The sequence below is a fragment of the Streptomyces sp. YJ-C3 genome, assembly GCF_053891275.1.
In genome coordinates this window covers 5,069,395-5,092,858 of the sequence record NZ_CM132685.1, presented here as the reverse complement: position 1 = coordinate 5,092,858, position 23,464 = coordinate 5,069,395, and the positions used below count along the sequence as shown (strand labels likewise).

Annotated in this window: 21 protein-coding genes and 1 pseudogene; 18 read left to right on the top strand and 4 right to left on the bottom strand. The window is 72.5% G+C overall.

Going from position 1 to position 23,464, the window contains the following annotated elements:
* Nucleotides 1–234 precede the first annotated feature (234 nt).
* Nucleotides 235–2,349, top strand: a complete 2,115-nt coding sequence (gene ligA / locus ACVHNB_RS22735; protein ID WP_456225726.1) for an NAD-dependent DNA ligase LigA — start codon at nucleotides 235–237, stop codon at nucleotides 2,347–2,349.
* Between the two features lie 48 nt (nucleotides 2,350–2,397).
* Here the strand turns inward: ligA and ACVHNB_RS22730 are convergent, their stop codons facing one another.
* Together ACVHNB_RS22730 and ACVHNB_RS22725 are read right to left on the bottom strand one after the other, a co-directional pair.
* Nucleotides 2,398–3,114, bottom strand: coding sequence for an MIP family channel protein (locus tag ACVHNB_RS22730; protein WP_428956868.1), 717 nt, complete (start codon nucleotides 3,112–3,114; stop codon nucleotides 2,398–2,400).
* A gap of 144 nt (nucleotides 3,115–3,258) precedes the next feature.
* Complete coding sequence (locus tag ACVHNB_RS22725) at nucleotides 3,259–3,765, bottom strand: cupin domain-containing protein (protein WP_428956869.1); 507 nt, start codon at nucleotides 3,763–3,765, stop codon at nucleotides 3,259–3,261.
* Between the two features lie 139 nt (nucleotides 3,766–3,904).
* Here ACVHNB_RS22725 and ACVHNB_RS22720 point away from each other — a divergent pair, with 139 nt between their 5' ends.
* The 12 genes and pseudogenes from ACVHNB_RS22720 (at nucleotide 3,905) to ACVHNB_RS22665 (ending at nucleotide 15,034) form a co-directional block, all read left to right on the top strand.
* Nucleotides 3,905–4,363, top strand: a complete 459-nt coding sequence (locus tag ACVHNB_RS22720) for an RrF2 family transcriptional regulator (RefSeq protein ID WP_456225725.1) — start codon at nucleotides 3,905–3,907, stop codon at nucleotides 4,361–4,363.
* Nucleotides 4,360–5,304, top strand: coding sequence for a DsbA family oxidoreductase (locus ACVHNB_RS22715; protein WP_456225724.1), 945 nt, complete (start codon nucleotides 4,360–4,362; stop codon nucleotides 5,302–5,304). The genes ACVHNB_RS22720 and ACVHNB_RS22715 overlap by 4 nt, the downstream gene beginning before the upstream one ends.
* A 436-nt stretch (nucleotides 5,305–5,740) precedes the next feature.
* The gene (locus ACVHNB_RS22710; RefSeq protein ID WP_428956872.1) at nucleotides 5,741–7,306 is read left to right on the top strand and encodes an ABC transporter substrate-binding protein; all 1,566 of its coding nucleotides are present in this window, start codon (nucleotides 5,741–5,743) and stop codon (nucleotides 7,304–7,306) included.
* Nucleotides 7,303–8,292 (top strand): ABC transporter permease, encoded by a 990-nt coding sequence (locus tag ACVHNB_RS22705; protein ID WP_428956873.1) that lies wholly within the window; start codon nucleotides 7,303–7,305, stop codon nucleotides 8,290–8,292. Before ACVHNB_RS22710 ends, ACVHNB_RS22705 begins: the two co-directional genes overlap by 4 nt.
* Nucleotides 8,293–8,295: 3 nt before the next feature.
* Entirely contained in the window at nucleotides 8,296–9,186 is an 891-nt protein-coding gene (locus tag ACVHNB_RS22700) for an ABC transporter permease (protein WP_456225723.1), read from the top strand.
* The gene (locus ACVHNB_RS22695; protein ID WP_428956875.1) at nucleotides 9,183–10,064 is read left to right on the top strand and encodes an ABC transporter ATP-binding protein; all 882 of its coding nucleotides are present in this window, start codon (nucleotides 9,183–9,185) and stop codon (nucleotides 10,062–10,064) included. Before ACVHNB_RS22700 ends, ACVHNB_RS22695 begins: the two co-directional genes overlap by 4 nt.
* Nucleotides 10,061–10,909, top strand: coding sequence for an ABC transporter ATP-binding protein (locus ACVHNB_RS22690; protein WP_428956876.1), 849 nt, complete (start codon nucleotides 10,061–10,063; stop codon nucleotides 10,907–10,909). Before ACVHNB_RS22695 ends, ACVHNB_RS22690 begins: the two co-directional genes overlap by 4 nt.
* 39 nt (nucleotides 10,910–10,948) lie before the next feature.
* Complete coding sequence (locus ACVHNB_RS22685; protein WP_456225722.1) at nucleotides 10,949–12,286, top strand: LLM class flavin-dependent oxidoreductase; 1,338 nt, start codon at nucleotides 10,949–10,951, stop codon at nucleotides 12,284–12,286.
* Complete coding sequence (locus tag ACVHNB_RS22680; protein WP_456225721.1) at nucleotides 12,283–13,311, top strand: LLM class flavin-dependent oxidoreductase; 1,029 nt, start codon at nucleotides 12,283–12,285, stop codon at nucleotides 13,309–13,311. The genes ACVHNB_RS22685 and ACVHNB_RS22680 overlap by 4 nt, the downstream gene beginning before the upstream one ends.
* Complete coding sequence (locus tag ACVHNB_RS22675) at nucleotides 13,308–14,093, top strand: alpha/beta hydrolase (protein WP_456225720.1); 786 nt, start codon at nucleotides 13,308–13,310, stop codon at nucleotides 14,091–14,093. Before ACVHNB_RS22680 ends, ACVHNB_RS22675 begins: the two co-directional genes overlap by 4 nt.
* 74 nt (nucleotides 14,094–14,167) lie before the next feature.
* A pseudogene (ssuE, locus tag ACVHNB_RS22670) lies at nucleotides 14,168–14,716 on the top strand (NADPH-dependent FMN reductase).
* Between the two features lie 105 nt (nucleotides 14,717–14,821).
* The gene (locus ACVHNB_RS22665) at nucleotides 14,822–15,034 is read left to right on the top strand and encodes a hypothetical protein (RefSeq protein ID WP_428956881.1); all 213 of its coding nucleotides are present in this window, start codon (nucleotides 14,822–14,824) and stop codon (nucleotides 15,032–15,034) included.
* 12 nt (nucleotides 15,035–15,046) lie between these two features.
* Here ACVHNB_RS22665 and ACVHNB_RS22660 read toward each other — a convergent pair whose 3' ends face one another.
* Together ACVHNB_RS22660 and ACVHNB_RS22655 are read right to left on the bottom strand one after the other, a co-directional pair.
* Nucleotides 15,047–16,693 carry a serine/threonine-protein kinase gene (locus ACVHNB_RS22660; protein ID WP_456225719.1) on the bottom strand — a complete coding sequence of 549 codons (1,647 nt, stop codon included), beginning with the start codon at nucleotides 16,691–16,693 and terminating at the stop codon, nucleotides 15,047–15,049.
* 240 nt (nucleotides 16,694–16,933) lie between these two features.
* Entirely contained in the window at nucleotides 16,934–17,974 is a 1,041-nt protein-coding gene (locus ACVHNB_RS22655; protein WP_428956883.1) for a LacI family DNA-binding transcriptional regulator, read from the bottom strand.
* A 307-nt stretch (nucleotides 17,975–18,281) separates the two neighbouring features.
* Here ACVHNB_RS22655 and ACVHNB_RS22650 point away from each other — a divergent pair, with 307 nt between their 5' ends.
* The 5 genes from ACVHNB_RS22650 (at nucleotide 18,282) to ACVHNB_RS22630 (ending at nucleotide 23,462) form a co-directional block, all read left to right on the top strand.
* Nucleotides 18,282–19,430, top strand: a complete 1,149-nt coding sequence (locus ACVHNB_RS22650) for a Gfo/Idh/MocA family protein (protein WP_456225718.1) — start codon at nucleotides 18,282–18,284, stop codon at nucleotides 19,428–19,430.
* Nucleotides 19,427–20,350, top strand: coding sequence for a DUF6807 domain-containing protein (locus tag ACVHNB_RS22645; RefSeq protein WP_428956885.1), 924 nt, complete (start codon nucleotides 19,427–19,429; stop codon nucleotides 20,348–20,350). Before ACVHNB_RS22650 ends, ACVHNB_RS22645 begins: the two co-directional genes overlap by 4 nt.
* Entirely contained in the window at nucleotides 20,344–21,072 is a 729-nt protein-coding gene (locus ACVHNB_RS22640) for a cupin domain-containing protein (protein WP_428956886.1), read from the top strand. The genes ACVHNB_RS22645 and ACVHNB_RS22640 overlap by 7 nt, the downstream gene beginning before the upstream one ends.
* Nucleotides 21,073–21,162: 90 nt before the next feature.
* The gene (locus ACVHNB_RS22635; RefSeq protein ID WP_456225717.1) at nucleotides 21,163–22,500 is read left to right on the top strand and encodes an ABC transporter substrate-binding protein; all 1,338 of its coding nucleotides are present in this window, start codon (nucleotides 21,163–21,165) and stop codon (nucleotides 22,498–22,500) included.
* On the top strand, nucleotides 22,497–23,462 hold the full coding sequence (locus ACVHNB_RS22630; protein WP_428956888.1) for a carbohydrate ABC transporter permease: 966 nt from the start codon (nucleotides 22,497–22,499) through the stop codon (nucleotides 23,460–23,462). Before ACVHNB_RS22635 ends, ACVHNB_RS22630 begins: the two co-directional genes overlap by 4 nt.
* Nucleotides 23,463–23,464 lie beyond the last annotated feature (2 nt).

Here is a 23,464-nt window from a genome sequence, read left to right as displayed (position 1 = left end):
ACCCTGATTCCCGGCACCAGCTTCACTCTCGTCCCGCAGAAGGTGATCGCGGGTTCACGAGCCGACGGCGCCTTCGTCGCCCTCGGCTCGGCGGGTCTCGCTCACCCTCGTCCCGCAGTTCCTGACCGCCATCTGGCAGGGGCCGTTCCGGTCGGTCTCGGGGTGCGCACCGTGGCTGTCAGGTAACGCCCGCCCCGCCCGGCAGCCACTGGATTGTCAGTGGTGGGAGGCAGGATGAAGGGCATGACGACGACTCCTGCCGTTCCTGTTGTGCTGCCCGCGCTGCCCGCGCTGTCTGATGCCGCCGCCTACGCGCAGGCGGTCGAAGAGGCCAAGGCCGCGGCCGCCGCGTACTACGAAGGCGGCACCTCGCGACTCGACGACGACGCGTACGACCGGCTGGTGCGGGCGATCGCCGCGTACGAGACCGCCCACCCGGACCAGGTGCTCTCCGACTCGCCCTCCGGGAAGGTCGCGGGCGGCGCGGTGGAAGGAGACGTGCCGCACACGGTACCGATGCTGAGCCTGGACAACGTGTTCTCCGACGAGGAGTTCGCGACCTGGGCCGCCTCGCTGGAACGGCGGATCGGCCGCGAGGTGGCGAGCTGGAACGTTCAGCCCAAGCTGGACGGCCTCGCGATCGCCGCCCGGTACGAGCACGGCCGGCTCGCCCGCCTCATCACGCGCGGGGACGGCACCGCAGGGGAGGACGTGTCGCACGCCGTCGGCACCATCGAGGGCCTGCCCGCGGAGCTCACCGAGCCGGTCACGCTGGAGGTGCGCGGTGAAGTCCTCATGACCACCGCCCAGTTCGAGTACGCCAACCAGCTGCGCACCGAGCACGGCGGCGAGCCGTTCGCCAATCCGCGCAACGCCGCGGCCGGCACACTGCGCGCCAAGGACCGCGCGTACCGGGTGGAGATGACGTTCTTCGGCTACGGTCTGCTGCCGCTCGCGGACACGGACGAGGCGCTCGCCGCCGACCTCACCGAGGCCGCGCACGGGGCGCTCATGGACCGCGCGTCCGGCTACGGCATCAACACCCCGGCCAGCACCCAGGTCGCCGGCGTCGTGGTCACCTCCGTGGAGGAGGTCCTGGCCCGCGTCGCGGAGATCGCGGCGGCCCGCGCGGAGTTGCCGTTCGGCATCGACGGGATCGTCGTCAAGGCCGACCTCGCCGCCGACCAGCGGACGGCCGGATCCGGATCACGCGCGCCGCGCTGGGCGGTCGCCTTCAAGCTCCCGGCCGTCGAGAAGATCACCAGGCTGGTCGGCGTGGAGTGGAACGTGGGTCGCACCGGCATCATCGCGCCGCGTGCGGTGCTGGAGCCGGTGGAGATCGACGGTTCCACCGTCACGTACGCCACGCTGCACAACCCCGCCGACATCACCCGCCGCGACCTGCGCCTGGGCGATCACGTCATGGTCTACAAGGCGGGCGACATCATCCCCCGCATCGAAGCCCCCGTCGCCCACCTGCGGACCGGCGACGAGCAGGAGATCGCCTTCCCCGCCGAGTGCCCGCAGTGCGGCTCCGGCATCGACACGAGCGAACAGCGGTGGCGGTGCGAGCGCGGCCGCAACTGCCACCTGGTCGCCTCCGTCTCCTACGCGGCGGGCCGCGACCAGCTCGACATCGAGGGACTGGGCCAGTCCCGGGTCGTGCAGCTCGTCGAGTCCGGGCTGGTGACGAGCCTGCCCGACCTGTTCGACCGGGTCACCCGCGAGCAACTGCTCGGCCTGGAACGGATGGGGGAGACCAGCACCGACAACCTCATGGCGGCGCTCGACGCCGCCAGGAGACAGCCGCTCTCGCGGGTGCTGTGCGCGCTCGGCGTCCGCGGTACCGGCCGCTCCATGTCCCGCCGCATCGCCCGGCACTTCGCCACCATGGACGCGATCCGGGCCGCGGACGCGGAGGCGATGCAGCAGGTCGACGGGATCGGCGCGGAGAAGGCCCCGGTCATCGTCGCCGAACTCGCCGAGCTCGCCGAGCAGATCGACCGCCTCGCGGCCGCGGGCCTGTCCATGACCGAACCCGGCGCCACACCCCCCGCGGCCGCCACGGACGCCGACGGCCAGGACGCCCCGGAAGCGGGCCCGTTGGCAGGCATGAAGGTCGTGGTGACCGGCGCCATGACCGGCCCCCTGGCCGAGCTCTCCCGCAACCAGATGAACGAGCTCGTCGAGCGCGCAGGCGGCACGTCCTCGGGCAGCGTCTCGAAGAACACCAGCATCGTCGTCGCCGGGGAGGGCGCGGGCTCGAAGCGGGCCAAGGCCGAGTCCCTCGGGATCCGCCTGGTCACCCCGGACGAGTTCGCGGCGATGGTCGCCGACCTGCTCGGCTGACCGTCGGCCCGGGCCCGCGTGGACGTCGTCCGCGCGGGCCCGCCCGGGTCAGGCCGCCGACACCTCGTCGGCGATCGTGCGGTCCTCGCCCGCCGGGTGCGTCACCTGGTGCACGACCGCGGCGAGTGCGCCGCCGACCAGCGGCGCGACGATGAACAGCCACAGCTGCGACAGCGCGGCACCGCCGGCGAACAGGGCCGGGCCGAGGCTGCGCGCCGGGTTGACGGACGTACCGGTCAGCGGGATGCCGACCAGGTGGATGACGGCGAGCGCGATGCCGATCGGCAGGCCGTCGAAGCCGGTGACGGCGACGCGGTGCGTCACGGCGAGTACCACGAACACCAGCAGGAAGGTCAGGACGACCTCGGCGAGGAACGCGCCACCGGTGTTGATGTGCACCGCGGACCGCGATCCGTAGCCGTTGCTGCCGAAGGCGCCGGAGGCCCGGAAGCCGGGCACCTGCTTGGCCAGCAGGAAGAGGAGCGCCGCTCCGGCGATGCCGCCGACGAACTGGGCGATCCAGTACGAGACCGCCGTGCGCACGTCGATGCGGCGTGCGCACAGCATGCCCAGCGTCACTGCCGGGTTGACATGGCACCCCGAGATCGGGCCGAGCGAGTAGGCCAACGCCAGGAGCGTGAAGCCGAAGGCCAACGCGATGCCGAGGGTGCCGATGTACTCGGCTCCCAGGACCGCCGAGCCCACGGCGAAGAAGACCAGAAGCAGGGTTCCGACGAACTCCGAGGCCAGCGCTCTGGTTCGCATGGCAACCACCCCAATACGTTGAGATCAGTCGTACTCAGAGCGTTGGGGTCGCATGAGGGGAGCGCCCGTCGGGGGCGCCGTCGCAGGGCCGAACGGGTGAATTCCGCGGTCGGGTGCTTGCCGCGGCCGGTCGTGCGGCCGGCCTCAGTCCTGCTGGCCGGGCAGCGCGTGCAGCTTCGGCAGATTCACCACGATCGCCTCCTGGGTGCTGCGCGCGATGACGACCACGGCTTCGTCGGCCGGGTCGGGGTTCTCCTCGCGGTGCGGCACGTACGGCGGTACGAAGATGTAGTCGCCGGGGGAGGTGCGCAACCGGATCTCCTCCTCGCCGTCGCCCGAGTCCTCGAGGAAGACGAACTCGGGGTGACCGCTGACCACGTAGATGGCGGTCTCGGACTCGCCGTGATGGTGGTCGGAGGACGACGTCGCGGGGGCGACATGGGTCTGGCCCATCCAGAGCTTCTCCGAGCCCACCGTGTTCCCGCTGACGGCGGCGAAGCGGCGCATGCCGCCCGTCTGCGCCGTGTCGCCGTCCAGGGCGTCGGCGCGGATGTGGTGCAGGCGCGTCCGCAGCGGAGCGGCCGACGGGTTCGGGGCATCGTGGAGATGCGGGTGGAAGCCTTCGCCAGGGGTGGTCAGCGCATCGCTCATGGCCGGGACGCTAGAGCTCCCCCGAAAAGGATGTCAAGAGGTGTCCAATGGGTCTCACCTGCGGCAATGTTCCCGAAACATACCGGCGGGCGGGGGTGAAGGGCCTTGTCGCGAGCGGGGGTTCAGGCATGATGTGCTCATGCATATCTCCGCGAAGGCGGACTACGCCACGCGGGCGCTGCTGGAGCTCGCCCGTGTCCCTGACCGTCCCTTGACCTGCGAGTCCATCGCCTCCTCGCAGGGGATCCCGTTCCGATTTCTGAAGTCCGTGGTGGGCGAGCTGCGGAAGGCCGGCCTGGTGCGCAGTCAGCGCGGCTGCGAGGGCGGCTACTGGCTGGGCGGCCGCGCCGAGGAGATCACCCTGCTCGACGTCGCGCGTGCCGTCGACGGCGAGTTGATCACCCTGCGCGGTGAGCCGCTGGAGGGCCTGGACTACCCGGGCGCCGCCACGGGACTGCCCGCCATGTACCGGCGGATCGAGGCCGACGCGGCGGCGCTTCTGGGCGGGGTCACCCTGGCCGCACTGCTGCCGCCCGAAGCCGGTACCGGCATCGACGCCGGAACCGGCGCGGCACAGGCCCCCCGGAGCGCCGCGTGACGGACGCGGATGCGGCCGGCGGGCCCGGTGCGGGACAGGAGCCGGCTCTCGAAGTCGTCGAGTACACCGACCCGTTGTGCCCCTGGGCCTGGGGTTCGGAGCCCACCTTCCGCCGTCTGCGGGCGGCGCTCGACGGACGGGTCCGCTGGCGCCGGGCCTACTGCATCCTGTTCGACGACGACGATGACCCGCCGCCCGACCCCGCCGCGGAGACCGCCTGGTACGCCCGCTACGTCGAGGAGATCTGCGGCCACACGAAGGCGCCCCGCGCGGTCTGCCTGAGCCGCGTCGCGGCGAGCTCCTGGCCCGCGTCCCTCGTGGCCAAGGCGGCCGAGCCGCAGGGCGGCCAGGTCGCCGACCGCGTGCTGCGACGGCTGCGCGAGACCGTGTTCGTGGCGGGCGAGCCCGCCGACACCCCCGAGTCTGCGCTGCTCGCCGTACGAGGCGTGCCGGGCCTGGACGCGGAGCGGCTGCGGGCCGACGCGGCTTCCGACGCCGTGCGCGAGAGCGTGCGGGCCGACCGCGCCGAGGCGCGCAGGCCGGTCCCCGAGGTGCGCTCCGTCGACAGCGGCTCACCCCACCCCGGCGCGGCCAAGGAGACCTCGGACGGCCGACTCCGCTACGCCCTGCCGACGTTGCTGCTGCGCGCTTCCGGTGGCCGACGCGTCGTGCCCGGCTGGCGCCCCTACGAGGAGTACGCCGCGGCGGTCGAGGAGCTGTCCCCCGGCCTGCTGTCGACGGCGCCGCCCGCGCTGCCCGCGGACCGGGCGCTGAAGCGCTACCGCAGCCTCACCGACCCCGAGCGCCAAGTGCTGACGACCGGGCCGTGGCCGCCACCGGACGCGGTGCGGGTGGACACCGCGGGCGGCCCGGTGTGGCTGGACGCGGCGGAGGCCCGGGAGCGCTCAACGGCCCTCCCTGGGACCTCCCTTGCTCCCTGACAGGCCGTTGACCAGCGGCGTAGGACTGTCCGCCGAATGAGACACCAATTGGTGTCCATTGACAGGGGCGGACGACCGGCCCCAGGATGTGGACATGCTCACGACGCACCCCGGTGTGGTGTGCCGCTACGTGGATCTGCGGCGCACCTGTAGCGCCCTCTGTCGCTGATCGACCCGGTCCACGGCCCCCGCGCCGCCCGCTGCGCCTTCCCCGGCCGAGCGCGTTCGTCTGCGCGCCGCCACCTCTTCTGCTCCGTGTCCCGGTCCACCCCGTGATCCGCTGACGCCCCTGCCTCGGCTCCAAGGCTCCGCCGCGCCCATCTCCCCGTGCGTGCAGGCCTGTTGAGGCGTGCGTCCGTGGCGGTCGCGGGGGTGCCGCCCCTCGCCCCGCCACCCGCCGCCCCGGGCGGAAGCGGGCCATCGACGAAAGAGAACCATGCCCGGACGCCTCATGCCCCGTCGTCCCGCAGGCCCCCTCCGACCCGCCGCCCGGCTGCGCACCGCAGGCCTGGTGACCGGCCTGACCGCCCTCCTCGTACCGGCACTCGGCGCCTGCGGCGGTGAGGCCGGCTCCGCGAGCGGGGGCGCCACGTTGAAGTGGACGTCGTCGTACTTCCCCGCTCACTGGGACCCGGTCGTCGGCGGCAGCGGCGCCCAGTTCCGTGAACTCGCCCTGGTGTACGCCTCGTTGACGCGTACGAACGAGAAGGGTGACGCGGTCCCGGACCTCGCCAAGAGCTGGGAGTACAACAAGAAGGGCGACCGGATCACCTTCCACCTGCGCTCCGGCCTGACGTTCAGCGACGGCGAGCCGGTCGACGGCGCCGCCGTGAAGGCGGCCGTCGAGCGGGCCAAGAAGCAGAAGAACTCCGCCCTCTTCGGCGACCTCACGTCGATCGAGTCCGTGGACGCCGAGGGGCTCGACGCCGTCGTCCACCTCAGCCAAGTCGACTACCAGATACCGCAGTTGTTCGGCCAGCGCGTGCTGCAGATCGCCAGCCCCAAGGCCGCGAAGTCCCCGGCGAAGCTCGACCAGAACCCGGTCGGCGCCGGCCCCTTCATCGTCACCCAGGTGATCCCGGGCACCAAGGCCGTCCTGAAGAAGAACCCCGACTACTGGGACGCCGACAACATCCACATCGACAACGTCGAACTGACCTCGGCCCCCGACGCCTCCACCGTCATCTCCGGCCTGCAGACCGGTGTCTACAACTTCGCCGACATCGAACCCGGTCAGGCCTCCGCCGCCAAGAAGGCCGGCCTCGACGTCTTCGTGCAGCCCGGCTTCAACGCCTCCAACATCAGCCTGAACATCAACAAGAAGCCGTTCGACAACGACAAGGTCGTCGACGCCGTCCGCTACGCGATCGACCGCCGGGAGTTCGTCGACAAGCTGACGTTCGGCTACGGCGAAGCCACCGACCAGCCGTTCCCCAAGGGCTACGTCGCCTACGACCCGCGGTCCGAGAACAGCTATCCCTACGACCCGGCCAAGGCGAAGAAGCTGCTCGCCGAAGCGGGCCACAAGGCCGGTGACATCAAGCTCGACCTCGTGATCCCCGCCGAGGACCCACAGGCCGAGATCGTGCAGTCGCAGCTGGCCAAGGTCGGCATCACCGTCACCATCAAGATCGACAAGAACTGGGCCACCCCGTTCTTCGCCAAGAACCTCACCTTCTCCCTGTACGCCACCACCGGACGCGACTCCGCCGCACAGACCCTCACCGCCCACTTCGGCCCCGACGGCCCGCTCAACCTCAGCTCGCCCTACGAGCCCGACGGCTTCGAGTCCGCCATCGCCAAGGTCCGCCGGACCCCGCTCGACTCGCCCGCGTACGCCAGGACCCTGCAAGCGGCGACCCGGGCCGGACTGGAGAGCAAGGCCCTCGTCTTCACGTACTCCCAGCCGAACCTCATCGCCAAGAGCAAGTCGATCTCCGACCTGCCCAAGAACCCGGCCCACATCGACTGGACCGGCGTGACCATCGGCGGCGCCCGGTGACGGCCCGGCGCTCCCGGACACGGCACGCCCTGGGCCGGGTCCTGGCCGCCCTCGCCCGGTCGGTCGCCCTCTTCGTGCCCGTCTTCCTGGTCGCGACCTTCGTGACGTTCGCGCTGCGCTCACTGAGCGGTCTCAGCCCGGCGCGGATCCAGCTGGGGGAGGAGGCGACCCCCGCGGCCGTCGCCCGCGTCGAGGCCGAATGGGGCCTCGACCGGCCCTTCCTCGTCCAGTACGGGGACTGGTTCGACGGCGTGCTCCACGGCGACCTCGGCACCAGCTGGACCAACGGCTCCGACATCTCCACCCTCATCGGCGTCGGCCTCGGCGTCAGCCTGTCCGTCGCCACGTTCGCCCTCCTGATCGGCGTGGTCGTCGGATTCGCCCTCGGTACGCTCGCCGCGCTGCGCCGCACGACCTGGATCGACCGGGCGGTCACCGGCTTCGTGACGGTGATCTCTGTGATGCCCGCGTTCGTCGTCGGCATCGTGCTGGTCGCCGTGTTCGCCGTCGGACTCCACCTGTTCCCGTCGGCAGGCTACGTCCCCGCCGCACAGGGCGTCGGGCCGTGGCTCGCCCACATCACCCTGCCGGCCCTCGCCCTGAGCTTCGACGTCATCGCCGACGTCGCCCGCCAGCTGCGCACCAGCCTCATCGCCGCGTACGGGGAGAACTACGTGACCGGCGCCGTGGTCCGCGGGCTCAGCCCGCGGCGGATCTTCTTCGGCCACGTCCTGCGCAACGGCCTCGGCCCGACCCTCGCCACGCTCGGCCTGAAGTTCCCCGCCCTCGTCGGCGCCTCCGTCGTCACCGAGTGGATCTTCGGCCTGCAGGGCTTCGGCCGGTTCGCCAACGACGCGGCCCAGGCCGGTGACGTCCCCGCCGTCCAAGGCGTCCTCGTCGTGTCGATCGCCCTCGTCGTCACGTTCAACCTGCTCGTCAACCTGGTCCTGGCCCGGGTCACACCGGCCTCCCAGAGAGGAGTGTGACCCATGGTGCGCCGCGTTCTCACGCTCACGTCCGGACGGATCGCCGTCATCGTCCTCACCCTGATCGCCCTGCTCGCGATGCTCGGCCCGCTGCTCGCCCCGCAGGACCCCCTCGCCACCAGCGCCCACACCCTCGCGGACGTCTCCGCGGACCATTGGCTCGGCACCGACTACCTCGGCCGCGACACGTTCAGCCGCCTCCTCGACGGCTCCCGCGTCAGCGTCCTCGGCTCCCTCGAAGTCGCCCTGACCGCATTGGTCGTGGGGTCCGTCCCCGGCATCCTGTCGGTCTACCTGGGACGCGCCTTCGAATGGCTCACCCTGCGGCTGACCGACACCCTCGTGGCCCTGCCGTTCCTGCTCTTCGCCGTCGCGGTCATCGCGCTCCTCGGCAACGGCATCACCCAGGCGATGCTCGTCACCGGCGTCCTGGTCTCCCCGCTGTTCTACCGGGTGGCCCGCGCCGCGACCCTCACCGTGGCCCGTGCCCAGTACGTCGAGGCCGCGCTCGTCTCCGGCGCCTCCGTCGGCTGGATCGTGCGCCGCCACGTGTGGACCAAGGTGCTCCCGCCCCTCGCGGTCGCCCTCGCATCGACCATCGGCGTCGGCTTCGTGATCGTCTCCAGCCTCACGTTCCTCGGCATCGGCGTCCAGCCCCCGGCCCCGACGTGGGGCGGCCTGCTCGCCTCCGACCTGGCCTACCTCAGCCACCAGCCGTGGGCGCCCGTCGCCCCGGCCCTGCTGATCATGGTGACGGTCTGGGCCGGCAACCTGCTCGCGGACGCCATCCGCGACGTCTCCGGCGAGGCGGGCCGCGCCCTGGTCAACCGCCGCAAGGCCCGCGCCCGCCGCACCGACAACGCCGAACCCGTCACCGCCGGAGGTGCCCGATGACCCCGTCCCTGCAGAAGACCCTGCCCCGACCGGCCGCCTCCGAGCCGGAGTCGGCCGATGCGGCCGCCCCGGTCCTGTCCGTGCGCGACCTGCGCATCAGCGACCTGGCCGGCGACCGCGAGATCGTCCACGGGGTGAGCTTCGAACTGACCCCCGGCAAGACCGTCGGCATCGTCGGCGAGTCCGGCAGCGGAAAGACCCTCACCTGCCGCGCCGCGCTGGGCATCCTGCCCCCGCACTTCGCGATCACCGGCGGCTCGATCGCGATCGACGGCACCGACATCACCACCCTGACGACCGCCCGCTGGACCGAGCTGCGCGGCACCACCATCAGCGCCGTCTTCCAGGACCCGGCCTCCTACCTCAACCCCTCGATCCGCGTCGGCGCCCAGATCGCGGAGGTCGTCCGCGTGAAGCAGGGGCTGAAGCGACGGGAGGCCCGCGAGCGCGCCGTCGAGCTGCTGCGCGCGGTCCACCTGCGCGACCCCGAACTCGTCCACGGCCAGTACCCGTACGAACTCTCCGGCGGCATGCTGCAACGCGTCCTGATCGCCGCCGCGATCGCCGCGCGGCCGCGCATCCTCATCGCCGACGAGGCCACCACCGCCCTCGACGTCACCGTCCAGGCGGAGATCCTCGACCTGCTCGCCGACCTGCGCGCGCAGACCGGGCTCGCGCTCGTGGTCGTCTCCCACGACCTCGCCGTCGTCGCCCAGCTGTGCGACGAGGTCCTCGTCATGCGCCAGGGAGAAGTGGTCGAACACGGGCCGACCCGCTCGGTCCTGCACGACCCGCACCACGACTACACCCGGCTCCTCATCGCCGAGCACGAGAGCTACGGCCTGGACAGGTTCCGCACGGTCAAGGAGGACGCGTGAGCACCGACCACCCCGCGGGGCCGGCGCCCGCGCTCCTGGAGATCACCGACCTCGACGTGCACTACGGGCCGCGCCGCAGGCGACGCCGGGCCCTGCACGGCGTCTCGCTGAGCGTCGCGCCGGGCGAGACCGTCGGCCTCATCGGCGAGACCGGCTCCGGCAAGTCCACACTCGCCCGCACCGTCCTCGGCCTGGTGCCCGCCACGAGCGGATCGATCACCATCGGGGGAGCGGACGTCACGGCCTACGGCCGCCGCCAATGGCGCGACCTGCGCCGAAGCGGGACCGTCCAGTACGTCTTCCAGGACCCGCTGCGCAGCCTGGACCCGGACCTCACCGTCGAGGAATCGCTCAGCGAGCCGCTGCTCGTACGGGGTGTGCCGCGCGGCGAGGCGGCCACCCGCGTCAGGGCCTTCCTCGACCGGGTCCGGCTGACCGCGGACCTGCTCGGCCGGCTGCCCGGCGAGCTCTCCGGCGGACAGCGCCAACGCGTCGCCGTCGCGCGCGCGTTGGTCACCGAGCCCCGCGTCGTCATCCTCGACGAGCCGGTCAGCGCGCTCGACTCCGCCAACCGGGTCCAGGTCCTGGAGATCCTCGAGGAGCTGCGCGCGGAAGGCGTGGCGCTCCTCCTCATCTCCCACGACCTCGGCTCCGTCGCCGGCGTCGCCGACCGCATCGCCGTCCTCTACCAGGGTGAACTCGTCGAGGTCGGCGCCGCCCGCGACATCGTCGACGAGCCGCGCCACGCGTACACGCGCCTCCTCCTCGGCTCCGCGCCGACCCTGCACGGTGCCCCGGCCGACCGTGCCGAACGCGCGGCCCTGCGCGCCCTGCTCCACGCATAGCCACTCACGCCCCTCCCGCGCCCACAGACAGGAACCCTCATGTCCCGGAAGCAGATCCACCTCGCGCTGCACCCGTACGGTGTCGGCGGTCCCGGCCAGCACGGCCTGTGGAAGGACCCGCGCGTCGCCAAGAACGCCAGCATCGACATCAACTACTACATACGGCAGGCCCAGGCGGCCGAACACGCCCTGTTCGACGCCCTGTTCATCGTCGACAGCCAGTTCATCAACGCCACCTATCCCTCGCACTACCTCAACCGGCTCGAACCCCTCACCCTCCTGTCGGCCGTCGCCACCCACACCCGGCACATCGGCCTCGTCGGCACGGCCAGCTCCACCTACAACTCCCCGTTCAACCTCGCCCGCCGCTTCGCCTCCCTCGACCACATCAGCGGCGGCCGGGCCGGCTGGAACGTCGTCACCAGCTTCGACACCGGAACCTCCAGGAACTACGGCCTCGACGAGCACCTCGACTACACCACCCGCTACGGGCGCGCCCTGGAGTTCGTCCAGGTCGCCCAGGGGCTCTGGGACTCGTACGAGGACGACGCGTTCCCGGCCGACGTCGAGCGCGGCACCTTCCTCGACCCGGCCAAGCTCCACGAACTCAACCACGTGGGGGAGCACTTCAAGGTCGCCGGTCCGCTGAACCTCTCCCGCTCGCCGCAGGGCCAGCCGGTGATCTTCCAGGCCGGGGTCTCCGAGGAGGGCCGCGACCTCGCGGCACGCGTGGCGGAAGGGATCTACGCGCCCGGCGGGCCCCTCCAGCAGGCGCAGGAGTACTACGCCGACATCAAGCGGCGCACGGCCGCCCACGGCCGCAACCCCGACCACATCAAGATCTTCATCCATGGCGGTCCGGTCGTCGCCGCCACGGACGAGGCGGCACGGCTCCGTGAGCGGGAGATCTTCGAGGAGGACAACGACTTCGACCGGCACCTCGCGCTCCTCGGCCGGTCGTTCGGCGCGTACGACTTCAGCGTGCACGATCTCGACGCGCCGTTCCCCGACGTCGCGCACCTCGCGGAGAAGGGCGGCCGCACCGGCGCCGCGAAGATCATCGAACGGGCCAGGACGGAGAACCTGACGCTGCGTCAAGTAGCGCAGTCGCTAGCCGAGTTCCGCCGCTCGCCGTTCGTCGGTGCGCCGCAGACCGTCGCCGACCGCATCGAGGAGTGGTTCGACGCCGGCACCTTCGACGGCATCAACCTGGCCTTCCGTACCGAGGAGGAGCTGGAGCTGTTCGTCGACGGGGTCGTGCCGATCCTGCAGAAGCGCGATCTCTTCCGCACCGCGTACGAGGCCGACACCCTGCGCGGCAACCTCGGTCTGCCGGTCCCCGCCAACCGTCACAGCCTCGACGCGGCCGGATCGTGACCGCGCCCGCGCCGCGCTTCCGGCTCGGCTTCCTCACCCACGTCCAGGGCCGCGGCGACGACCCCGCACAGGCGTACCGCAACGCGCAGGAGCTCTTCGTCGCGGCCGACGCGCTGGGCTTCGACATCGGCTGGGTCGCCCAGCACCACGAACCCGGCGGCGGAGGCGGCCTGTCCGCGCCCTGGCCCTTCCTCGCCCACGCCGCCGCCCGCACCACCCGCATCCGGCTCGGCACCGCCGTCACCGTCCTCCCGTTGGAGGACCCCGTCCGGCTCGCCGAGGACATCGCCGTCGTCGACACGCTCAGCGGCGGTCGCGTCGAGGTCGGCGTCGGCAGCGGATCGAGCGACCTGGAGTACGCCGCCTTCGGCCAGGACGTCGCGCGCAAGCGGCAGCTCACCAGCGAACACCTGGCGGTGCTGCGCCAGGCCCTGGCCGGTGACGAGGTGCGGGCGCCGGGCTTCCGCGTCCAGCCCGCGCCGGGCGACTTCACCGACCGGATCTGGCAGGGCGTCTTCAGCGAACCCGGCGCCCGGCACGCCGCGAACGGCGGCTCGCACCTGCTCCTCAACCGCGCGGCCTACGGACACGACGCGCCCACCGACGCGGTGCAACGCCCCTGGGCGGACGCGTACCTCGCCGCCTGGGACCGGCCGCACCGCCCGCGGATCGGCCTGTCGCGGTTCGTGTTCCCGGCGCGGGACCGGCGCACCGCGCTGCGCCACATCGGCGACGACGTGCACCGCGCCGCCCTGCGCATGGCCGGCGGCGGAGCGTTCCCCGAGGGCCTCGACCGCGCGGAGGCGCTGCGCCGCTTCCACAGCTTCTACGGCCACCCCGAAGAGATCGTCCACGCGCTCGGCCAGGAACAGGTCCTGCCCCTCGCCACCGACCTGATCACCCAGTTCAACCCCGCCGTGCCCGACCTCGACGCCGCGATCCGGGCCCTCGAGCTCATCGCCACCGAGGTCGCCCCCGCCCTGGGCTGGCGGCCCGCGCCCGAACCCGCAGGAGCAGTCGCATGACCCAGCAGTACACCGACCACCACGCGCCCGAGGGCCTGCGGACCCGCGGCACCGTCGTCGTGGTCCCGGGGCGGGGCGAGACCCGCGCCACGTACAACCGGCTCGGCAGGCGACTCGCCGCCGACGCCTACCGCGTCCGCGTCGTGGACGCCGTGGACGCCGCGGACGCCGCGGACCTCGACACCGCTCGACTCGGCTCGTCCTTGCGCGAGTTCGGGCAGCGCCTTGCCGCCGCGGCGCCCGCGGCGGACGACGGCACGGCGGGTCCGCTCGTGCTCGTGGGCTCCGACACGGGCGCCGCCGCGCTCGCCGCCCTGTACAGCCACGCCACAGAGGCCCCCGAGCTCCGGCCCGACGCCCTCGTCCTCGCCGGGCTCCCCGGGAGTGCGGCCGCCTCCGCAAGCGCCGGCTGGGAGGACGAGCTGGACGTCAGGACGACCTGCCCCGTCCACCGGGGCGCCCTCACCACCGACCCGCAGGTCCGGCGCGGGACCCTCGGCACCCCCGTGCCGGACGCCCTGCTCGACGCGGCGTACGACTCCCGCTCGGCCGTCCCGCACCTGCTGCTCGCCGGTGACCTGGACCCCCTCGCCGACCACGACGCCCTCGACCGCCTGGCCAAGACCCTGCCCCGTGCCCGCCTCGCCGTCGTGCGCGGAGCCCGCCACGACGTCCTGAACGACCAGCAGCACCGCGCGGTGGCGGCCGAGCTCGTCACCTTCCTCGAAGCGCTGCGCGCCGACCTGGAGCCCCAGGTCTCCGTGCGGGCCAGCGCCTGGTGAACGACCGCCGCCCGACCGGCGGCGCCGCACCGCATCGCCGTACACACCGCACCACCGAACCCGGAAGGTTCCCCATGGCCGTCGTCCTCTCCGTCTCCGGAAGCCCCTCAGCCACCTCGCGCACCGGCCGGCTCCTGCGCCACGTCGACGCCCGCCTCGTCGACGACGGGCACTAGGTGGGCACGCTCGACGTCCGTGACCTGCCCGCCGAGGCGCTGCTGCGCGCCGACTTCCGCCACCCGGCGATCGTCGAGGCCGCGGCCCGGTTCGAGCAGGCGGACGGGATCGTCATCGGCACGCCCGTCTACAAGGCCGCGTACAGCGGCCTGCTGAAGGCGCTGCTCGACCTGCTCCCGCAGTACGCGCTCGCCGGGAAGACCGTGCTGCCGCTCGCCACCGGCGGCAGCACGGCCCACGTGCTGGCCATCGACTACGCGCTGCGTCCGGTCCTGACCTCGATGGGCGCGGCCCACATCGTGCCCGGCTGGTTCACCCTCGACAAGGACATCACCGTCGAGGGGGACCGCACGGTCATCGCTCCGGCGTCCGCCCTGGCCCTGGAGCAGGCCGCCGCCGTGTTCTCGGCCGAACTGGCCGGTCGGGTCAGCGTTCTGGCCTCGTAGCGGAGAGGGGGCGGGCGGCCGGTTTGGACACATCCGGGGTGTGTCTGGCAGGGTCACCCGTCCGTTCCCCTATGAAGACCGGAAGGACGTGGCGCGGTGACCGAGGTGAGCACTCGCAGTGTCCAGGAAGCCGCTGCGGTGGAGCAGCTGCGTGCGAGCACCACGACGCTCGACATTCCCAAGGGATTCGACCTGTGGCAGCCCGAGGAGATGGAGGACTGGCTGAGCGAGGTCGAGGACGACCCGGACGTCTCGGACGCCGACTTCTACGAGGCCCGTCAGGCCGTGCGCCGCGCGACGGGCCAGGACGCCGACTGACCGCGCGGACGCTCAGCTCTTGTCGTCGGGCAGGGTCCTCGTCACCCTGCCCCGGGCGTCCGCCTCGATGTACCCGCTTTCGCTGTAGGCGTTCGAGAGGTAGACCGCCATGCGGAGCGGAGTGCCGAACGTCGGGTCCGGGGCCCGCACATCGAGGTAACGGCTCGTCACATCCGAGACGTTCAGGGTCTTCTCGGCCTTCTTGAGCAGTGCGGGCACCGCGTCCCAGTCGAGATCGTCGACGTCGAAAGGGCTCTGCATGGAGGTCACCGAACCGCTGATGATGCCCTTCTCGGCCCCGCGCTCGGTGGTGTAGGTCCAACTGTCGTAGCGGGTCCTGCTTCCGTTGACCATCACTTGCGCCGAGACGTGTTCCGGATAGACGGTGAGAGAGCTGACCCGGCTCGTCCCCGCCTCGGCCTCGAGCGCCTTCAGGGCGGTGCGGATGCCGTCGGGCGTCAGCAGGTCGGTCCGGCCGGTCGGCGTCGGACCGGGCGCGGACGAAGGCCGCGTGCCCGCACTCGGAGCGGCGGACGCAGAAGCGACCGTCGACGGTCCGGGGGCGTGACCTCCGGTGTCGGTGGCGCCTCCGTCCGGCAGGAGCACCCACACCACCGTGGCCACGACCGCCGTCCCGGTGAGGGACGTGCCGATCGCGAGCCGCCGGGTGAGCCGCCGGACACGCGCCTCCCGCTCATCGGTCCCGCCGCCCGGCCGCGCGGCGGCGCCGGGCCCCGGGACCGCGTCCTGGACGGACGGCGCCGGGGGAGCGGGCGGTGACAGCCGGTACGACGTGGCCGGGACGTCCTCGGCCGACGGCGCTTTCGCCGCCGAGGCGAGCTGGGCGTCGACCGCGGCCGGCGACGGGCGCAGCGCAGGGTCCTTCACCAGGATCCGGCCGAGGACCGGGGCGAGCACCCCGGCCCGTTCCGGGGGCGGGAGCTCCTCGTTCAGTACGGCGGCCAGCGTGGCCAGCGTCGTCGCCCTGCGCAGGGGGTGCCGCCCCTCCACGGCGACGTACAGCATCATCGCGAGCGACCACAGATCGGACTCGGGGCCGCCGTCGCCGCCGGAGACCCGCTCCGGCGCCATGTAGTCGGGGGTGCCGATGATCGAGCCGGTCGCCGTGAGCGCGGTCGACTCACGGATCGCCGCGATGCCGAAGTCCGTGAGCACCGGCCGCCCGTCGGGTCTGAGCAGGACGTTCGCCGGCTTGACGTCACGGTGCTGGATCCCGGCCGCGTGGGCGGCGCGCAGCGCGGCGAGCACCTCGCGGCCCAACTGCGCGGCCGCGCGCGGATCCATGGGACCGCGCGCGAGCCGGTCGGCGAGCGAACCGCCCGTCACGAGCTCCATCACGAGCCACGGGAACGCCGCCTCGCCCGGGTCCACGACGTGGTGGACGGTCACGACGTTCGGGTGATCGACCCGGGCCAGGGCCCGAGCCTCGCGCAGCGCCCGGGCGCGCAGCAGCGCGGCAGCCTGCGGGTCGTACTCCGCCAGCGCCGGGTCGGGAGGCCGGACCTCCTTCAGGGCCACGGCCCGGTCGAGCACCAGGTCCCGGGCCCGCCACACCGTCCCCATGCCCCCGCCGCCGAGCCGCGCCTCCAGCTCGAACCGGCCGTCGATCACCCGCGGTGCGGGTCCCCCCTCGCTCATGGCGCAGAGACTACGAGACGGCGGTGACAGCGCTGCGCCGACCCGGTCGAAGGGAGCCCGAACAGGCGGAACGCCGGACTCGGGCCGGTCGTGGCAGGGAGCTGGGCCGGCTGTGCGAGGACGGCTGCCGGACGGGGCGGATTCCGCTCCGCGTCGCTCCGTGACGCCGGGCGACGCGGCCGACCGCGAGCCGGCGGCAGCTCGGGCGCGTGGAAGCCACCGACCGCGGCCGACCGTTCATCAGGGCAGCTGCTGTCGCGTTCCCGCGGTGGACTCCCGCGTGTCCAGCCAGTGCGGGGCCGTGTGCACCTCGAACGGCAAGGGCACGTCGGAGCGGATGCGGGCCGCCAGGCACTTCACGGCGAGGGAGGCGATCGCGGCCTTGTCGGGGACCACGGACGTGAGCGACGGGGTGCTGTAGAGCGCCTCGTCGGACCCGTCGATGCCGGCCACGGCGACGTCGTCGGGCACGCTCATCCCGGCTTCGTACAGGGCCCGTTGGGCGCCCACGGCCAGCAGGTCGCTGAAGCAGAACACCGCGTCGGGCCGTACCCCGGCCGGCAGGGCGGCGAGGGCGCGCATCGCCGCCAGGCCGTTGCGGCGGTCGAACTCCCGCACCGAGGGCGCGAGTCGGGGATCGTAGGTCAACCCGGCCTCGTGCAGCGCCCGTTGGAAGCCCTCCAGGCGCTGCCGGCTGGTCGCCGACGCCTGTTGGTCGACACCGATGGCGGCGATCCGGGTGCGGCCGAGCGCGATCAGGTGCTCGGTGGCGTCGCGGGCCGCCGCGACGTTGTCGATCAGAACGTGGTCGACCACGACCTGCTCGCGTTCGTAGCTGCGTTCGCCGAGCAGCACGAGGGGGAACTCGTTGGCGACGGCGGCGAGTTCTTCGGGCGGGACCCGCAGGGGCGACAGGATGACGCCGTCCAGCAGTGACGCGCCGACACCGGTGGCCAGGCGCAGTTCCTCCGTCGCGTCCCCCAGCGTCTCCTCGATGAGGACGGTGAGCCCCAGGGCCGCGGCCTCCGCCCGTACGTGCTGGGCGAGCTCCGCGAAGTACGGCGTCGCCAGGTCCGGAACGGCCAGGGCGATCAGCCCGCTGCGCCCGGTGCGCAGCCGGCGGGCCGACGGGTTCGGCCGGTAGCCCAGTTCGTGGACGGCCCGCATCACCCGCTCCCGCGTGGCCTCGGACACCCGTGGCGCATCGCGTACAACGTTGGAAACGGTCTTGATCGACACCCCTGCGCGTTCCGCCACGTCCTTGAGTGTCACCGCTGCCACTGACCGGCTCCCGTCGTCGAAGTTCTCCCAGATTATGCATCGGTTGCCGCCGAGAGCCAGTGGTCCGTGCCCGCCCGATCTCATCGCCGACGAAGGGTTGACCTCCGCGACTCACGGCGGTTACAACGTTGGAACACCGATAGAAAGCGGTTGCCCCGCCGGCAGGTCGGGCGACCGCCGCATGTCTGCGGGCCGAGGCCGCTGTCCCCACGGGAGAGGGCCGACACAGGCCTCGCGCCGACGCCGCCCTCACGCGCTCGCGCCGCCCGCAGTGCCCCGCCCACGGCTGTCTCACGAGAGGGTCCGCATGTCCCCGCACCGCTCGAACACCCCGTTGCGCACGGCCTTGGTCGGCACGGGAGGGATCGCGCGCTCCAGCCATCTGCCCGCGCTCCGGACGCTGGAGGCCGAGGGCGAGGTGGTCGTCGCCGCCGCGGTCGACGTCGACGAGAGCGCGGTGCGCGCGTGCGCCGACGAGTTCGGGATCCCGTACGCGGCCACGGATCTCGACGCGATGCTCGCCGAAGTGCGCCCGGACCTCGTGGTGCTGTGCACGCCGCCCGCCGTGCACCGGCAGCAGGCCGAGGCGGCCCTGCGGGGCGGCGCGTGGGTGTGGTGCGAGAAGCCGCCCTGTCCGTCCCTGGCGGACTTCGACGCCATCGAGGCGGCGGAGAAGGGCGGCGACGCCGACCCGTACGCCGCCATCGTCTTCCAGCACCGCTTCGGCTCCGGCGCCCGCCACGTCCGCGGACTGCTGCGCAGCGGCGCCCTCGGCCGGCCTCTCGTGGCGCACTGCCAGACCACCTGGTACCGGGACAGCGCCTACTACGCGGTTCCCTGGCGCGGCCGATGGGCCACCGAGGGCGGCGGCCCCGCCATGGGGCACGGCATCCACCAGACCGACCTGCTCCTGGACCTGCTCGGCCCGTGGTCCGACGTGCGCGGCATGGCGGCCCGGCTCGTGCACGACGTCGAGACCGAGGACGTGTCCACGGCGCAGATCCGCTTCGCGAACGGCGCCCTGGGCACCGTCATCAACAGCGTCCTGAGCCCGGACGAGGTCAGCCGGATCCGGATCGACTGCGCACACGCCACGGTCGAACTGACCCATCTGTACGGCTACCGCAACGCCGACTGGCGCATCACCCCGGCACCCGGCGTCCCCGAGGAGACGGTCGCCGCCTGGCGCGACTTCGGCACCGACGAGCCCAGTTCGCACCTGGCCCAACTGCGCGCCCTCGTCGCCGACATCAAGGCCGGACGGCGCCACGCCACCAGCGGCGCGGGCGGCCGCCAGACCCTCGAGTTCATCACCGCCCTGTACAAGTCCGCGTTCACGGGCGCCCCCGTGCGCGCGGGCGAGATCGGCCCCGGCGACCCCTACTACACCGCACTGCACGGCGGCGCCCCGGGCTGGGCGCCCGCCGCACCGCGCAAGGAAGAGGACCACGCATGACGCTCGCACTGACCCACGCCCACGGCGACCGCATCACCGTGGCCCACGAGGCGACCGGAACCGAGCTGTTCGCCTACGTGTACCGGCCCGAAGCCGCGTGGGAGGCGCCCAAGCCCTACCTACACCCGCTGCGGACCCTGTCGGGCGGGCTCGTGACCGACTACCGCCCCAACGACCACCGGTGGCACAAGGGGCTGCAGCTGACCGCCTCCCACCTGTCGGGCCAGAACCTGTGGGGCGGGAACACCTACGTGCACGGCGAGGGGTACCTCGCGCTGCCGGAGAAGGTCGGCTCGATGGCCCACATCGCCTTCGACGAGGTGTCGGCCGCGGATGACCGCGTCGTCATCGCCGAGCGTCTGTCCTGGCACCCGCACGACGGCGAGCTGTGGGCTCAGGAGGACCGGCGCATCGAGGTGTGCGACGTCGATCCGCAGGCCGGCAGCTGGTCGCTCTCCTGGACCTCGGCCGTCACCAACCGGCGCGCCGAGCCCCTGCGGTTCGGCAGCCCGACCACCCACGGGCGCCCCGCGGCCGGATACACCGGCCTGTTCTGGCGCGGCCCGCGCGCCTTCCGCGACGGCGAGGTCTTCACCGCCGAGGCCGACGGCGGCGAACCGATGGGCAGCCAGGCCCCCTGGCTGGCGTACGTCGGTGAGCACGACGGCCGCGACGGCCACGCCACGGTCGTCTTCGAGCACGCCCCGGCCAACGACCACGCGGGCGAGCGGGGGACGCACCCGGCGCACTGGTTCGTGCGCAGCGACCCGTTCGCCGCGGTCGCGCCGTCCTGGGCGTTCCACGACGAACTCGTCCTCGCCCCCGGCGAGACCCTCACCCGCGGCTACCGCGTGCACATCGCCGACGGCGCCTGGGACCGCGAGCAGGTCACCGCGCACCTGAAGGACCGGGCGTGGTGAGCGCGACGTACGACGGGTTCCCGGCGGCGGTCGGGGTGTCCCGGCTGCGCGTGTACGACTGGCCCACCGTCGACGGCCTGCCCGGGGGCGGCACCCCGCACCTGCACCTCACCTGCAGCGAGGGGTACGTGGTCACGGCGGGCCGGGGCACCGTGCAGACCCTCACCACCTCCGGCTACCAGGAGACCGCCCTGGAGCCGGGCACCGTCGCATGGTTCACGCCCGGCACGATCCACCGCCTGACCAGCACGGGCGGCCTGGAGATCACCGTCGTGATGCAGAACAGCGGTCTGCCCGAGGCGGGCGACGCGGTGCTCACCCTGCCCCAGGACCTGCTCGCCGACGCCGGGACGTACGCCGACGCGATCCGCGTCCCCGCCGATGTTCCCGAGGCCGAGCAGGTGGAGATCGCGCGCGCCCGCCGCGACCTGGCCACCCGCCGGTTCGTCGAACTGCGCGCCGCCACCGAGAGCGGCGACCCGGAGCCGCTGGCGGCGTTCCAGCGGGCGGCCGCCGCACTGGTCCGCCCCCGGCTGGACGCATGGGAACGCCGCTGGCACCAAGGCGCCCGTGCCGCAGCGACGGCGACTGGCGACCAACTGGCAGCCCTGCGCACACAGGACGAGAGGCATCTGGCCGCGGCCCGGGTCGCCGCGACCGGGCCCACCGCCCGCGGCCGCTTCGGCATGTGCGGCCGGCTGGACGTCTACCCCGGTATCTGACGCCCCTTCACACCCCTGGCCATCCACCTTCCCCCTGTCCCCCCCCTGTCCCCCCTGTCAACGTCCACGTCCATTCCCCGGAGGGCCCTCATGCCCGAGCTCCGAAGCGGTCGGCCGCGACCACCGAGCCGCCGGACCGTCCTGGCGGCGGCCGCAGCCGGCCTCAGTACCGCGCTGACCGGCACCCTCTCCGCGTGTTCCACCGCGAGCGGCGGCACGTCCGGAGGCGTCACCCTCAGGTTCTCCTGGTGGGGCAACGACGACCGCGCCGCGCGCACCGAGAAGGCGGTCCGGCTCTTCGAGAAGGAACACCCCGGCGTCACCGTCCGCACGTCGAACGGGGAGTTCGGCGCCTACCTCCAGAAGCTGGCCACACAGGCGGCCGGCGGCGGCGTCCCCGACGTGGTCCAGCTCGACTACCGCCAGGTGTCCCAGTACGCGGGCGGCGACGCCCTGATGTCACTGGACGACGTCATCGAGGACAGCACGATCCGCACGTCCGACATGGACAAGAGCTTCCTGCGCACCGGCACCTACAAGGGCGGGCAGTACGCCCTGCCGATGGGCCGTGGCATCACCGGGTACGCCTATGACTCCGCCGTCTTCAAGAAGGCGGGGATCCCCGCACCGCAACCCGACTGGACCTGGGAGGAATGGGCGGAGGGCAACCGCAGGATCAGCGCCCTGGGGCTGACGTCACCCGACGGCCGCACCGTCGTGGGCTCCAACGACGGCGGGGGCAACGAGGACGTGTTCGAGGACTGGCTGCGCAGCCGCGGCGGAAAGCTCTACGCGAGCCAGACCGAACTCGCCTTCAACGAGAACGACCTCACCGAGTTCTGGACGTTCTGCGACAAGCTCCGCAGGGAGGGCGCCACCGCCCAGGCCAAGGACTCCACCCAGGCCACCAACACCGAGATGAGCCCGATGGGCCGTGGCCTCGCGGCCTCGGACTTCACCTGGGACGCGCCGTTCCCCGGCTATGTGAGCCTCCTCGGCGATGACGTCCACTACGCCCCGGTCCCCACGACCGGCGGCCGCCAGGGCGTCTACTTCAAGCCGAGCATGCTCATCGGCATCGGAGCGCACAGCGCACACCCCGAGGAAGCCGCCCAGCTGATCGACTTCCTCCTCAACGACCCCCGGGCCGGCGACATCCTCGGCTTCTCCCGCTCCACCCCGCCCAACCGGAAGATCGCGACCCGCGTCTCCAAGACCCTCAAGGGCCCCGAGCGGGAGATCTACGAGTACGCACAGACCATGGAGAAGTACGGCGTGGCACCACCGCCGACCGCACCGCCGCGCGCCGACCTCGCCATCAACACCGCCTTCGGCCGCGCGTACGAGCGCGTGATGTACGAGCTGACCACGCCCCGCCAGGCGGCGCGCGAACTCATCGACACGGCCAACAGGGAGCTGAGGTCATGAGCACGGTGACGACCAGGGCGCCCGCGCGCGCCGACCGCACCCCGGACCAGCAGCCGGCCGGACGGCGCCGCCGGACCCGTGAACGGCAGTGGCCCGCCTATGTGTTCCTCTCACCATGGATGATCGGCGCGGTCGTGCTGACCCTGGTGCCGATGGCGGTGTCCCTGTACCTGTCCTTCACCGACTACAACCTCTTCGACCCGCCCCGCTGGGTGGGCCTGCGCAACTACACCGAGATGCTCACCGAGGACCCCCGGTACTGGCGGTCGGTCGGCACCACGATGCTGTACGTCGTCGTCGCCGTGCCGCTGAAGCTCGGTCTCGCGCTCGGCGTGGCGATGCTGCTGAAGAACCTCAGCCGGGGCCGCGCCTTCTACCGCTCCGCGTTCTACGCCCCCTCCCTGCTCGGGGCCAGCATGTCCATCGCGCTGGTCTGGCGCGCCCTGTTCAACGACGGCGGCTCGGTCGCGGGCGTCCTCGACGCGGTCGGCATCCACACCGGCGGCTGGGTCGGCGACCCCGACCTTGCGGTGTACGCGGTCGTACTGCTGACCGCGTGGCAGTTCGGGGCACCGATGGTGATCTTCCTGGCGGGGCTGCAGCAGATCTCGCCCGACCTCTACGAGGCCGCCGCGCTCGACGGCGCCGGCCGCTGGCGGCAGTTCGTCTCCGTCACCGTGCCGATGCTGTCCCCGGTCGTCTTCTTCAACCTGGTGCTGGAGATCATCAACTCCTTCCAGGTCTTCACGCCGGCCTTCGCCATCAGCGGCGGCAAGGGCGGGCCCGCCGACTCCACCATGTTCTACACGCTGTACCTGTACGAACGCGGCTTCACCGCCTCGCACATGGGCTATGCGGCGGCGATGGCCTGGATGCTGCTCATCGCCATCGGCGCCATCACCCTGATCCTCTTCCGGACGTCCCGGTCCTGGGTCTTCTACGCGGACGAGGAGGGGCGGTAACC

What these genes read in the sequence shown, in the direction of transcription:
- ligA (WP_456225726.1), top strand. Translation starts at nt 235, where the DNA reads ATGAAGGGCATGACGACGACTCCTGCCGTTCCTGTTGTGCTGCCCGCG.
- ACVHNB_RS22730 (WP_428956868.1), bottom strand. Translation starts at nt 3,114, where the DNA reads ATGCGAACCAGAGCGCTGGCCTCGGAGTTCGTCGGAACCCTGCTTCTG.
- ACVHNB_RS22725 (WP_428956869.1), bottom strand. Translation starts at nt 3,765, where the DNA reads ATGAGCGATGCGCTGACCACCCCTGGCGAAGGCTTCCACCCGCATCTC.
- ACVHNB_RS22720 (WP_456225725.1), top strand. Translation starts at nt 3,905, where the DNA reads ATGCATATCTCCGCGAAGGCGGACTACGCCACGCGGGCGCTGCTGGAG.
- ACVHNB_RS22710 (WP_428956872.1), top strand. Translation starts at nt 5,741, where the DNA reads ATGCCCGGACGCCTCATGCCCCGTCGTCCCGCAGGCCCCCTCCGACCC.
- ACVHNB_RS22700 (WP_456225723.1), top strand. Translation starts at nt 8,296, where the DNA reads ATGGTGCGCCGCGTTCTCACGCTCACGTCCGGACGGATCGCCGTCATC.
- ACVHNB_RS22695 (WP_428956875.1), top strand. Translation starts at nt 9,183, where the DNA reads ATGACCCCGTCCCTGCAGAAGACCCTGCCCCGACCGGCCGCCTCCGAG.
- ACVHNB_RS22685 (WP_456225722.1), top strand. Translation starts at nt 10,949, where the DNA reads ATGTCCCGGAAGCAGATCCACCTCGCGCTGCACCCGTACGGTGTCGGC.
- ACVHNB_RS22675 (WP_456225720.1), top strand. Translation starts at nt 13,308, where the DNA reads ATGACCCAGCAGTACACCGACCACCACGCGCCCGAGGGCCTGCGGACC.
- ACVHNB_RS22660 (WP_456225719.1), bottom strand. Translation starts at nt 16,693, where the DNA reads ATGAGCGAGGGGGGACCCGCACCGCGGGTGATCGACGGCCGGTTCGAG.
- ACVHNB_RS22650 (WP_456225718.1), top strand. Translation starts at nt 18,282, where the DNA reads ATGTCCCCGCACCGCTCGAACACCCCGTTGCGCACGGCCTTGGTCGGC.
- ACVHNB_RS22645 (WP_428956885.1), top strand. Translation starts at nt 19,427, where the DNA reads ATGACGCTCGCACTGACCCACGCCCACGGCGACCGCATCACCGTGGCC.
- ACVHNB_RS22635 (WP_456225717.1), top strand. Translation starts at nt 21,163, where the DNA reads ATGCCCGAGCTCCGAAGCGGTCGGCCGCGACCACCGAGCCGCCGGACC.
- ACVHNB_RS22630 (WP_428956888.1), top strand. Translation starts at nt 22,497, where the DNA reads ATGAGCACGGTGACGACCAGGGCGCCCGCGCGCGCCGACCGCACCCCG.